The organism is Moraxella sp. CTOTU48268 (assembly GCF_032069585.1).
Taxonomy (GTDB): domain Bacteria; phylum Pseudomonadota; class Gammaproteobacteria; order Pseudomonadales; family Moraxellaceae; genus Faucicola; species Faucicola cinerea.
The window spans coordinates 105,902-118,174 of the sequence record NZ_DAMALV010000007.1 but is presented as its reverse complement, the minus strand read 5'-3'; the positions used below and the strand labels follow the sequence as shown (position 1 = coordinate 118,174).

The 12,273-nt window shown below is 47.5% G+C and carries 11 protein-coding genes and 1 pseudogene; all 12 read left to right on the top strand.

The features are described from left to right. Positions 1 to 618 (top strand): DMT family transporter (locus RT143_RS04335; protein ID WP_313091436.1); only part of this gene is annotated, 618 nt, incomplete at its 5' end. A 128-nt stretch (positions 619 to 746) separates the two neighbouring features. Continuing rightward, a complete protein-coding gene (locus RT143_RS04330) occupies positions 747 to 1,700 on the top strand; it encodes an urease accessory protein UreD (protein WP_313091434.1) in 954 nt (317 codons plus the stop codon). A 51-nt stretch (positions 1,701 to 1,751) separates the two neighbouring features. Then, positions 1,752 to 2,054 (top strand): urease subunit gamma, encoded by a 303-nt coding sequence (gene ureA, locus RT143_RS04325; protein WP_060995978.1) that lies wholly within the window; start codon positions 1,752 to 1,754, stop codon positions 2,052 to 2,054. A gap of 24 nt (positions 2,055 to 2,078) precedes the next feature. After that, positions 2,079 to 4,184: an urease subunit alpha gene (gene ureC, locus RT143_RS04320; protein ID WP_313091432.1), complete on the top strand. Its 2,106-nt coding sequence runs from the start codon at positions 2,079 to 2,081 to the stop codon at positions 4,182 to 4,184. A 14-nt stretch (positions 4,185 to 4,198) separates the two neighbouring features. Beyond that, positions 4,199 to 4,351 (top strand): hypothetical protein, encoded by a 153-nt coding sequence (locus RT143_RS04315; protein ID WP_313091431.1) that lies wholly within the window; start codon positions 4,199 to 4,201, stop codon positions 4,349 to 4,351. 74 nt (positions 4,352 to 4,425) lie between these two features. Beyond that, a complete protein-coding gene (ureE, locus tag RT143_RS04310) occupies positions 4,426 to 5,004 on the top strand; it encodes an urease accessory protein UreE (RefSeq protein WP_313091429.1) in 579 nt (192 codons plus the stop codon). A 5-nt stretch (positions 5,005 to 5,009) separates the two neighbouring features. Next, a complete protein-coding gene (locus RT143_RS04305; RefSeq protein ID WP_313091427.1) occupies positions 5,010 to 5,837 on the top strand; it encodes an urease accessory protein UreF in 828 nt (275 codons plus the stop codon). 34 nt (positions 5,838 to 5,871) lie between these two features. Further along, positions 5,872 to 6,573: an urease accessory protein UreG gene (ureG, locus tag RT143_RS04300; protein WP_313091425.1), complete on the top strand. Its 702-nt coding sequence runs from the start codon at positions 5,872 to 5,874 to the stop codon at positions 6,571 to 6,573. A 25-nt stretch (positions 6,574 to 6,598) separates the two neighbouring features. Then, positions 6,599 to 7,243, top strand: coding sequence for a HupE/UreJ family protein (locus RT143_RS04295; protein WP_313091422.1), 645 nt, complete (start codon positions 6,599 to 6,601; stop codon positions 7,241 to 7,243). A gap of 582 nt (positions 7,244 to 7,825) precedes the next feature. Then, positions 7,826 to 9,079 (top strand): urea ABC transporter substrate-binding protein, encoded by a 1,254-nt coding sequence (urtA, locus tag RT143_RS04290; protein WP_060996033.1) that lies wholly within the window; start codon positions 7,826 to 7,828, stop codon positions 9,077 to 9,079. A 282-nt stretch (positions 9,080 to 9,361) separates the two neighbouring features. Further along, positions 9,362 to 11,014, top strand: a complete 1,653-nt coding sequence (gene urtB / locus RT143_RS04285; RefSeq protein ID WP_409519686.1) for an urea ABC transporter permease subunit UrtB — start codon at positions 9,362 to 9,364, stop codon at positions 11,012 to 11,014. Positions 11,015 to 11,032: 18 nt separating this feature from the next. Then, positions 11,033 to 12,079 (top strand): annotated as a pseudogene (urtC, locus tag RT143_RS04280) (urea ABC transporter permease subunit UrtC); the annotation flags it as partial. Between the last annotated feature and the right edge of the window lie 194 nt (positions 12,080 to 12,273).

Here is a 12,273-nt window from a genome sequence, read left to right as displayed (position 1 = left end):
CGCTCTAGCCTTTGCTTATCATTGGCTGAAGCTTTGAATGTTCAACAGAACCTAAAAGAACCGATAACAAAAAAATCATTTACCTTAGCTTGCATCGCAGTATTAGGCGTGGCATTGACAACGCTGAGTGAGAACTTTACATTGAGTTGGGGGATTGTGTTTGGTTTATTGTCTGGGGTGTGCTATTCACTGTATGGCATTTTAGGCAAAAGAGCCTTACACAAACACTATCCGCCGACCTTGGTGTTTTTTAGCTCGGTGGTGATTAGTGCCATGGCTTTATTATTACTACCGATGACCTATCAAACCTATGCCAAAGCCTTCACCATGCCTGCTATCACTTGGTTGTGGGTGATGGGGCTAAGCCTAGTGGGTACCGTGATTCCGTTTTTCTTGTATATGTCAGCCCTGCACAAACTCCCTGCAACCAAAGCCTCGGTCTTCACCGTGTTTGAACCGTTTACCGCGATTGTATTATCGATCGTATTACTGCACCAATCGCTCAATGGCATGCAGTACTCAGGGATGATATTAATCCTTTTAGCCACCCTACTAAACTCTATCAAATTGCCCTTGCAGCGTCATCGGCAACTGACAGAAGTCGATGCTCAAGTCTAATAACAGCCCACCACCGTGTAAACATCCCTGATTTGGGCTTCAGCATGTTGGTATCAATGCTCACTGCCTAATGTGGCACAGCCCTTGCATTCTATAAAACCATATATTTTTCATATAGTTAGATAGATATGGCTTGGCACTCAGTACTTACCTTAGCTTTTGACGCCCAACATGCGGGTGAGCATGCGCGCACCAATTTGGTACAACGCCATCACCAAGGCGCCTTGCGGGTACAAAAAGCCTTGTATCCTGAAAGCGGTGAGCAGCAAGGTATTTGTCATGTCATCATGCTGTATCCGCCCGCCGGCATCGCCTTAGGCGATAAACTCGATATTGACATTGGCGTAAAACATCACGCCCACGCCGTGATTACCACGCCCGGGGCAAATAAATGGTACGGTAATTTACCAAGTTACACCCCTAACAAGCAAACCAATGATAGTGCACCAATCGAAAAAACTCAAAAGACCCAAGAATCTCAAAAAACCCAAGAAAATTCAAATAGTTATGCTGTGCAAAATGTCACGGTTTATCTACAAGATGACAGCCGTTTTGAATGGCTACCGCAAGAAAACTGTTTTTATAACGCAAGTTTTGCCCATGCCACCAATCAGTTTTTTATCAGCCCAGCTGCCAGTGTTATCGCTTGGGAAATTAACCTATTAGGGCGAGAGCATCATGGCGAGCGCTATAGTACAGGCGAGATGCGGTTATCAAATTTATTTTGGCGCGTGGATGAGCAGCCCAAATTGCTGCTTGCTGATACTTTACATCACTGTGCCGAACACGATTGGTTTGGCTCACCCGTGGGGCTAAATAACCATAGCGTCTTTGCCAGCTTATGGGTTGTGCCAAGCGTTGATGCCCAAAAACAGCTGATTGAATGGGTTAAGCAATTACGATTATTTATCGACCACCATAGCTTGCCTGTCTCTTGCACCCAAACAGGGGAGGTGATGATTATTCGCTATTTGGGGGATGATGTCCGCCAATGTTTTGACAGTTTTGGTGCAGTCCGTGGTGAGATTCGCACTTTAATGTGGCAACAAGCCAGTCATTTGCCCCGAATTTGGGCAACCTAATGGCAGTGATGGTCTAATTTTTAATACTAAAAAAAACAATTGGAGTAACCCATGCATTTAACCCCCGCTGAAAAAGATAAATTACTCATTTTTACCGCAGGACTGGTTGCCGAACGCCGCAAACAACGTGGCTTAAAACTTAACTATCCAGAAGCGATTGCTTATATCAGTATGTTGGTACTCGAAGGGGCAAGAGAGGGCAAAACAGTGGCACAGTTGATGGGCGAAGGCACCACGTGGCTTAGGGTTGAGGATGTGATGGATGGCATCGCTGAGATGATTGACGATGTGCAAGTGGAAGCAACCTTTCCCGATGGTACCAAACTGGTGACCATTCACCAACCGATTGTGTGATTTAAACAGTATAAGGGGTAAACCATGAAAGTTGGCGAATATAAGCTAAAAGACCAAGCCATTATCCTTAATGAAGGGCGCGCCGTCCAAACTATTTTGGTCAAAAACACCGGCGACAGACCGATTCAAATCGGCTCTCACTACCATTTTGCCGAAGCCAATGACGCACTGGCGTTTGACCGTGACAAGGCGCTCGGGTTTCGCTTAAATATCTTATCGGGTACGGCAGTGCGCTTTGAGCCCGGGCAAGCGCGGTCAGTGGAACTGGTCGAGTTTGGTGGCAACAAGGCGATTTTTGGGTTTGCTGGGCGGGTGATGGGGCAAGCCACCGCATCTGTGGATACCGCAAGTTTGCCAAAATCACAAAAATCCGTACCCCGCCAAATGTATGCCGAGCATTTTGGCTTAACCGTGGGCGATAAACTGCGTCTTGCTGATACCGAGCTGTGGCTGGAAGTGGAAAAAGACTTTACCAGCTATGGTGAAGAGGTCAAGTTTGGCGGTGGCAAAGTGATTCGTGATGGCATGGGGCAAGGGCAGCGCCCATTTGCTGAGGTGGCTGATACCGTGATTACCAACGCGCTTATCTTGGATTATACCGGGATTTATAAAGCCGATGTGGCGATAAAAGACAGCCGAATTTGGGCGATTGGCAAGGCGGGCAACCCCGATGTTCAATCCAATGTCACCATCGCCATTGGCGCAAGCACCGAGATTATTGCAGGTGAAGGCAAAATTTTGACCGCGGGCGGGATTGACACCCATATTCACTTTATCGCGCCGCAGCAAGCGGAAGTTGCCTTGATGTCTGGGGTGACGACCATGATTGGCGGGGGTTCAGGGCCTGCCCAAGGCACACTTGCCACCACCTGCACCAACGGCAAATACCATATCGAAACCATGCTCAAAGCCCTTGATGACATTCCCATGAACATTGGGCTACTGGGCAAAGGCAATGTCAGCTTGCCGCAGCCGATTGTCGAGCAAATCGAAGCGGGTGTGGTCGGGCTAAAACTGCATGAAGACTGGGGTACCACGCCGCAAGCGATTGACAACTGCTTGAGCGTTGCCGAAGAGTATGATGTGCAAGTGGCGATTCATACCGATACGCTCAACGAAAGTGGCTATCTAGAAAGCACGCTAAATGCCTTTAAAGACCGCTGTATTCACACCTTTCATACCGAAGGCGCAGGCGGCGGGCACGCCCCTGATATTTTGCGGGCGATTGGCGAGCCGCATGTGTTGCCGTCGTCGACCAACCCCACGCGACCGTTTACCATCAACACCATTGATGAGCATCTCGACATGCTGATGGTCTGTCATCATTTGAGCCCTGCAATTGCCGAAGATATCGCCTTTGCTGAGAGCCGTATCCGCCAAGAAACCATCGCCGCTGAAGATATTTTGCACGATTTGGGCGCAATCTCGATGATGAGTAGCGACTCGCAAGCGATGGGACGGGTGGGCGAGGTGATTATTCGCACTTGGCAAACGGCGGATAAAATGAAACGCCAACGCGGATTTTTAGCACCCGATACAGTGAGCCAAAATGCGTCTAATATTGAGCTTCATGACATCGACCCAGTGACAGAAGATACAGTGACAGAAAATGACAATTTTCGCATCAAACGCTATATCGCCAAATACACCATTAATCCTGCCATTACCCACGGAATTGCCGAGGAAGTCGGTTCGGTAGAAGTCGGTAAATGGGCGGATTTGGTGTTATGGTCGCCCAAATTCTTTGGGGTCAAACCTGACACGATTTTAAAAGGTGGTAGCATCGCCGCTTACCCGATGGGCGATATCAATGCCTCCATTCCAACCCCGCAGCCGGTGCATTATCGTCCGATGTTTGCAAGCCTTGGCAAAGCCACCCACCAAACCAGTATCACCTTTGTATCCAAAATCGCCTTTGACAACAATATCCAACACAAGCTCGGCTTGCAAAAAGTGATTCGCCCTGTGCAGGGGATTCGTAACATTCGCAAAAAAGATATGCGGTTTAATAGCTATTGCCCCGAGATGTCGATTAACCCAGAAACCTATGAAGTGCGGGCGGATGGTCAGCTTCTCACTTGCGAGCCGTCAGCTGTGTTGCCAATGGCACAGCGGTATTTCTTGTTTTAAATGGGATTTTAGCTATGAATGCCAATGTGATGACTAAAACCGAACAATCTCATGTAACCTGTGATGAATGTGGTAGTGAGTTTTTTAACAATGTATCGCCAATGCAAAATCTTTGCCCAAACTGTTCGCATTTACTGTATGGGCTTAACAACTGTGAACATATTTAAATAGGATCGCTGTCAAAAATGCGGTTGTCATGGGCAAACTTCTGAGTAGGTAGAAAATTTAACAAAGGATAATAATGAAAATTTATAATCAGCGGGTGCAACAGTTAACTCACCAACAGCAAGCCGATTTGGTCAACCAACAAGCAAACGGGCAGTTTTTGCAGCTCGATTTTGACACACGCCAGCGGTCACGGTTTCGTGCAACCCTGCAAAATGGTGAAGCGGTCGGTATCGACCTGCCACGCACAGGTACGCTCAAAGACGGTGATGTGGTGCAAAATGCGTCAGGCGACATCATACAGATTTTTGCCAAACCACAAACCCTCACCAAAGTCACCGCCGACAATGCTTTTGAACTGATGCGGGGGGCGTACCATTTGGGCAATCGTCATGTACCACTGATGCTCGTTGAGCAGGGTCAAGCGCAGCATGCCTTGTACTTTGAGCCCGATTATGTGCTTGCCGATATGCTAGTGAAATTAGGCTTAACCGTGAGCGAGGTGGAACATGCTTTTGAACCCGAAACAGGGGCATATGGGCATTCACATTCACATTCACACGCACATGGACATGGACATGATAATCGGTTAAGCCATGCCGACACGCAAAGCACAATCGTCGGTGATTTAACCAAAGCCACGTTTTTTTCATGAAAACGATGACAAAAATATCACACCTTACACAGACGGCGCCGCCACAACAATTGCTCAAGCTGATGATGCTGGCGTCGAGCAATTTGCCGATTGGCAGTTATACCTATTCCCAAGGTGTGGAGTCTGCTATTGAGCAAGGCTTTATCCATGATGAAGCCAGTAGTTTGGTGTTTTTGCAGGCGTATCAACAAGAGGTTTTACTCAATTTTGAACTGCCGCTGATGGCAAGTATGATGCAGCTGTCAGCGCAAACAACTCACCATAGCTTGGTGGATAGTCTAGCCAATTTTTATGGGGCAAGCCGTGATAGCCATGAGTTTTTATTAGAGAGTCAACAATTGGCACAGGCATTTTGTGCCTGGCTCGATGGCGTGCTCGACCTTGCGATGCCACAAGATTGGATAGCGCAAGGCTATTTACCGTTATTCGCTCGCTTGGCGTATTTTTGGCAACTGCCGATAGCCGATAGCCTGACGACCTATGTGTTTGCTCAAATGGAAAATCTGACCTTAGCGATTGTCAAAACCTTACCGCTGGGACAAATGGCAGGGCAACGTATTATTTGGCAATTGGGGCAAGCGATGGATGAACCGATTGCCAAGCTTTGCCAAACGCAAGCCAGCAAAGTCAAAACGGCATTGACAGCCATCCATCATCAGCAAGCGGTTATGGCTAAGCTACAAGACATTGCGCCACAATTTTTACAGGCACAGCAGCATGCCCAAACATTACTGATTTTAATCAACCACTTGCAACTATCAGCGTCTGTACCGTCGTTGGCAGAATTATCCTGTCATCATGAACAACAATATAGTCGTCTGTTTCGTTCCTAAACCCTGTCTTTAATATCATTCACAAGGAAACACCATGACTGGCTTTACCCAAAAAACCCCAACCCAACAACCTCGCTTATCCCCGTTACGCCTTGGCATTGGCGGGCCTGTTGGCTCTGGCAAAACCGCTTTGACCTTGAGTCTGTGTCGCCGTCTCAAAGACGTGTACAACATGGCGGTGATTACCAACGATATTTATACCAAAGAAGATTCGGAGTTTTTGACCCGCCATGATGCCATGCCCGCTGAGCGGATTATTGGGGTGGAAACGGGCGGCTGTCCGCACACAGCGATTCGTGAAGATGCGTCGATTAATCTTAATGCCGTAGCCACCTTGCAAAATCGCTTTGACGGTCTTGAGCTGATTATCATTGAGTCGGGCGGTGATAACTTGGCGGCGACCTTTAGCCCAGAGTTGTCGGATTTGACCATTTATGTGATTGATGTGAGTGCAGGCGACAAAATCCCCCGCAAAGGTGGACCCGGGATTACCAAATCAGATTTGCTGATTATCAATAAAACCGACCTTGCACCACTCGTGGGCGCGGATTTGTCGATTATGGACAAAGACGCCAAAAAAATGCGCGGCGATAAGCCGTTTGTGTTTAGCAACATGAAAACCCAAGGCGGTTTGGATGACATTATCAAATTTATCCAACAACAGGGCATGCTAAGAGCGCTAGAGATTCCGTCACAGCCGGTCCAACATTTACCAAGCTCAAGCGAAAATATGTAAAATGCGATAAAATCAAGGAGACATAATGAAAACTTTAACCCAAAAAACGGCGTTGGCAACCGCGCTTTTTAGCCTTTCAAGTGTGGCAGTGGCGCATGTTGGTCATGGCTTAACCCAGCATGCAGGTGCAATTTCGATAGATTTAATGGCTGCCGTCACCGCAGGGCTCATGCATCCTATCTCAGGTCTTGACCACGTGGTGCTTGCAGTTGGCATGGGCATGGTGTTTGCCCGGCACAAAAAACTGGGTTTAGGCTTATTGGTGACGAGCTTACTGTTAGGCTTTGCTTTGGTGCAACTATTTCATGTGGCGATTGGCTCATCGATTATTGAAGGTGCGATTTTGCTATCGGTGGTGTTGACAGCGGTCGCAGTTTTGGCGCAGCGCACCAAGATAGCACAAGCGAATCAAAAAAGCTTTTCGCTCATGATGGCGATCAGCTTATTTGGTTTAACGCTATTTCATGGTATGGCGCATGCCGTGGAGATGCCAGTCAGTAGCGTGAGTCAAGGGTTTGGCTTAGGCATGATAACCGCGATGTCCGCCTTGTTTGCTGTGGGTGCAGGGGTGATGAATTGGGTAAAAGCACAATCCCATGTGCATCCCAAGCTGTCTTGGCTACCTTCCATTATGGCGGCATTGGGTATGGCACTGGTATTGGCTAACTAGCGATTAACAACATTTTTGATAAAAAGTGCAAGCTGTCTGGCTTGCACTTTTTTTATGCAACAAATTGGGTAATGTTATAAAGGCACTGACGATAAAGCGTTGTTTAGCGACAATTAATGCTAGCTGAATGCTAGAGCAATGCCATAGGAAATCTAGAGCAATGACAGATGAATGGTAATAGTGCAAAAAACCATTCCAGTTCATCAGATTGGTGAAATCGCTAAGGTCGCCAAAGTTTGCCCATTTTTTACCTAGTAGCAGCATTTAGCCAATGGACGATTGTTTAAAATAAATTTTTTCAACTATATCAATTTAACCTTTTGATTTAATTGATAAAATTTTCAAAAATAGCTTTTAACATGCAGATTGGCACACTAATTGAATTGTCACTATAGTCAGTTAAGACAACCAGCAACCGATAGCCAAAGCCTATCCGTTACGCTCTACCTTAAAACGGCAATCCAACTATTTTAGGAGTGACACATGTTAGACAAAAAAACCACCGAGCTAACCACGACTGAGCGTCAATTAAGCCGTCGTGCATTTGGCAGATCCTTGGTTGCCCTAGCGGTAACGGGCAGTATGATGTTGACAGGTTGTTCAAAACCGCAATCATCAAGTGACGCCAAACCAGCCAGTGGCACGTCAACCACTGCTGCCACCGGTAGTGCGCCTGCCCCTAGCAATGGTGATACTATCAAAGTGGGTATCTTGCACTCACTCTCAGGTACCATGGCAATCTCTGAAACATCGCTTAAAGACACCGCGTTGATGGCGATTGATGAAATCAATGCCAAAGGTGGGGTGATGGGCAAAAAACTTGAGCCTGTGGTTGTCGACCCTGCGTCAGACTGGCCATTGTTCGCCGAAAAAACGCGCCAGCTGCTGACACAAGACAAAGTCGCGGTTATCTTTGGTTGCTGGACATCGGTTTCTCGTAAATCTGTGTTGCCTGTGGTTGAAGAATTAAACGGCTTATTATTCTACCCTGTGCAGTACGAAGGACAAGAGCAGTCCAAAAACATCTTTTATACCGGCGCCGCGCCCAACCAACAAGCTATTCCTGCGGTTGAATACTTGATGTCACCAGAAGGCGGCGGTGCCAAACGCTTCGTCTTACTGGGTACTGACTATGTGTACCCCCGTACCACCAATAAGATTTTACGGGCGTTCTTAAAGTCTAAAGGCGTGGCAGATAGCGACATTATGGAAGAATATACCCCATTTGGCTTTAACAATTACCAAACCATCGTGGGTAATATTAAAAAATTCTCAGCGGGTAAAAAGACCGCGGTTATCTCCACCATCAATGGTGACTCAAACGTCCCCTTCTATCGTGAGCTTGGTAACCAAGGCATCAAAGCGGCGGATATTCCTGTGATGGCGTTCTCTGTGGGCGAAGAAGAACTTCGCGGTATCGACACCACCCCATTAGTCGGACACTTGGCAGCATGGAACTACTTTGAATCAGTCAAAAACCCTGTAAACATCAAGTTTGTGAATGCTTATAAAAAATACGCCATTGACCACAAACTGCCAAATGCCGATAAAGTAGTGACCAATGACCCAATGGAAGCCACCTATGTGGGTATCAATATGTGGAAGCAAGCGGTTGAAAAAGCGGGCTCCACCGACGTGGATAAAGTCCGTGCTGCCATGGCAGGTCAAAGCTTTGCCGCGCCATCGGGCTACACGCTAACCATGGATGCCGAAAATCACCACTTACACAAACCTGTGATGATTGGGCAAATCCGTGCCGATGGTCAGTTTGACGTGGTTTACAAAACCAAAGATGCCATTAAAGCGGAACCTTGGAGTCCTTATATCCCAAAATAAGCCTTTCAAATCACCTTGAATGAAGTTAACAATCGATGTTGTGACAGCCATACCGCGCATCAATACCCCAGCTGGTATGGCTTATTTTTTTGCCAAAATTTTACGATTTCACCTTTTATTGATTTAAACATTGATCCGTCACACCACCAAACAGATGGACTAATCATAAAGACTAATCATACAAACTAAGGAGCGACCATCATGCTCAATGGTAATCATTCTCTCGGGCAGTTTTTGCAAAAAAGTAAAAAAATTGTGCTCGGCATGTCGCTAGCGACCACGATGGGCATTGCGTTGCCAAGCGTGAGTAATGCACAGGCAAGTACCGCTTCGGCCACTACCATAACCAGTACAGTAACCACAGCAGCCTCAACCACCACAGCTACAAGCACGTCAGACACTAGCACTACAGCCAGCGCGGGCGATGATATTCAAAAATTCGTAGCCGCCGATTTTGCGGGACGTCAAGCCATGCTCAACAACTGGACAGGCACGAGCCAATCCTATGACAAACTGGTCGAGCTGATTAACAAAGACGAGCTGTACCGTGATGATGCCGGCAATGTCTATACTTTAGAAAATACCGACCAACTCTACCGCTATCCTGCGCATACTTTGGTAAGCAATTGGCCAAGCGACCTAAACCAAGTCACACTCAATAACGCGCTGCGTTCGGCGTTGACCTTAGGGCAAACCAAAGCCAAACTCAAATCCGACGATGCCAGCGAGCGTCTTAAAGCGGTGGATATCCTAGCTGACAATATCGCCACGCTCGATAAAAAAACCGTTGCCAATATTTATGCCAATGAAAAAGACAGTACGGTAAAAGCAGCATTGGCGCAACTGCAAGCACGTATGGATTTGCAATCGGGCGATGAGATGACCCAGATTGCGGCATTAAAAACCTTGGCGTCCAGTAACAGCCCCGATGTGTTAGCCGATATCGAAGGGATGGCAAAACAAACTAGCCATTCACCCGAGCTCAAACAAGCCTTACAAACAACCCAAGACAAAGTCAAATCGCGTATCAAAGCCAGTGAGTGGACAGGACACGTGTTTTCTGGCTTCAGCACCGCCAGTATTTTGTTGTTGGCGGCGTTGGGACTTGCCATTACTTACGGTCTATTGGGTGTCATTAACATGGCGCATGGTGAGCTCATTATGATTGGTGCCTATACAACCTATGTGGTGCAAAGTTTTTTTAAGAGCCATTTGGCAGGCTATGTCGATTGGTACATGCTTGCCGCGATTCCACTGGCGTTTTTGGTGAGCGCCGTCATTGGCATGATTATTGAGCGGGTAGTGATACGTCCGCTATATGGCAGACAGCTAGAAACCTTGCTTGCCACGTTTGGCGTAAGTTTGATTCTGATGCAGTTAGTTCGCATGATTTTTGGGGCGCAAAACGTCGAAGTCTCCAATATTTCATGGCTAAGCGGTGCTGTCGCTTTGACCCCAAGCTTGATGTTGCCATACAACCGTATTGCCATTATCGGTTTTACCATTATCGTATTGTTATTACTGGTGTTTTTACTCAAATACACCCGTTTTGGTCTGTTTGTACGTGCTGTGACCCAAAACCGGCAAATGGCGCGTGCGGTGGGTATTCGCTCGGCGCGTGTCGATATGATGGCGTTTGGGCTTGGCTCTGGCTTGGCAGGTTTGGCAGGCTGCGCTTTGGCGCAAGTGGGCAACGTCGGTCCTGATTTGGGGCAAAACTACATCATCGATGCTTTCTTGGTGGTGGTGGTCGGCGGTGTCGGTCAAATTTGGGGGGCAGTACTGGCCGCCTTGGGTCTAGGGGTGAGTGGCACCGTGCTTGAGATTGGCATGGGTGCGGTGATTGCCAAAATTATTTTGTTGGTGCTGGTGGTGCTATTTATCCAAAAACGCCCACAAGGTCTGTTTGCCCTTAAAGGTCGCTTTGTCGAGTAATCATTGGAGAGTTAAAAAATGCGTATTTTACAATTATTTGCAGATAAACCAGTGAGTCGCTTGGCAATTATGGGCTGTTTTGCGGTGTTGATGGTGTTGCCTTGGTTGCATTTGCTGCCTGCTGATTCGACGCTGCATTTATCCGCTTATTGGGTCACTTTGATTGGCAAAATCATGTGTCTAGCGATGGTTGCTTTGGCACTGGATTTGGTATGGGGCTATGCGGGGATTTTGAGCCTTGGGCATGGCTTGTACTTTGCCCTTGGCGGGTATGCGATGGGTATGTATCTGATGCGCCAAGCATCAGGCAACAGCTTGCCAGAGTTTATGCGGTTTTTGAGCTGGGATAAAATGCCTTGGTTTTGGGCAGGCACAGACAACTTTGCTTGGGCAGCGATATTGGTTGTGCTAGTGCCGGCAGTGGTGGCTTTTATATTTGGGTTTTTTGCCTTTCGCTCAAAAATCAAAGACGTGTATTTCTCAATTATCACCCAAGCCATGGTGTTTGCCGCATCACTCCTATTTTTCCGTAACGAAACTGGGTTTGGCGGTAACAACGGTTTTACCGGGTTTAAAACCATCTTAGGCATGGACATCGCTGCTCCCATAACGCGCACCTTGCTATGTTTTGCCACAGCATTGGTGCTGATGCTTGCCTACCTTGGCTTGCGTTATTTGATGCACAAGCCGTATGGTCGCGTACTGGGCGCCGTGCGTGATAGCGAAAACCGTTTGCAATACCTGGGCTACCGTACCCTATGGTACAAGCTATCTGCGTGGGTGTTATCGGCGATTATCGCAGGGATTGCTGGCGCGTTGTATGTGCCACAAGTGGGCATTATCAATCCCAGTGAGATGAACCCTGTCAACTCAATTGAAATGGCGGTCTGGGTCGCCACAGGTGGACGCGGCACGCTGATTGGGGCGATATTGGGCGCAGGTGTGGTCAATGCGGTGAAAACTTACTTTACCGTGGCATATCCCGAAGCTTGGCTATTGATTTTGGGCGGGTTGTTTGTGGTCGTCACCTTGTTTTTACCCAAAGGCATTATTGGTCTATTGAACAACATCACGCATGGCAAAAAAACGGCCAAGCCAAGCGCAAAAAATATGGAAACAAATATTGAAACAAACATAGAAGCAAAAAAAGAATCTTAGGCGGCAGGGGCTTCAGGGGCGGCACCGGCGTCATGCTGACCGCCTGCAACCAAGTAGTTAGTTTGATTATACCTGATGACTAATACCCCATTAACACCCCA

Coding starts and splice junctions, on each gene's coding strand:
- ureE (WP_313091429.1), top strand. CDS start 4,426: ATGAAAATTTATAATCAGCGGGTGCAACAGTTAACTCACCAACAGCAA.
- ureG (WP_313091425.1), top strand. CDS start 5,872: ATGACTGGCTTTACCCAAAAAACCCCAACCCAACAACCTCGCTTATCC.
- ureA (WP_060995978.1), top strand. CDS start 1,752: ATGCATTTAACCCCCGCTGAAAAAGATAAATTACTCATTTTTACCGCA.
- RT143_RS04330 (WP_313091434.1), top strand. CDS start 747: ATGGCTTGGCACTCAGTACTTACCTTAGCTTTTGACGCCCAACATGCG.
- urtA (WP_060996033.1), top strand. CDS start 7,826: ATGATGTTGACAGGTTGTTCAAAACCGCAATCATCAAGTGACGCCAAA.
- ureC (WP_313091432.1), top strand. CDS start 2,079: ATGAAAGTTGGCGAATATAAGCTAAAAGACCAAGCCATTATCCTTAAT.
- RT143_RS04315 (WP_313091431.1), top strand. CDS start 4,199: ATGAATGCCAATGTGATGACTAAAACCGAACAATCTCATGTAACCTGT.
- RT143_RS04295 (WP_313091422.1), top strand. CDS start 6,599: ATGAAAACTTTAACCCAAAAAACGGCGTTGGCAACCGCGCTTTTTAGC.
- RT143_RS04305 (WP_313091427.1), top strand. CDS start 5,010: ATGACAAAAATATCACACCTTACACAGACGGCGCCGCCACAACAATTG.
- urtB (WP_409519686.1), top strand. CDS start 9,362: ATGGGCATTGCGTTGCCAAGCGTGAGTAATGCACAGGCAAGTACCGCT.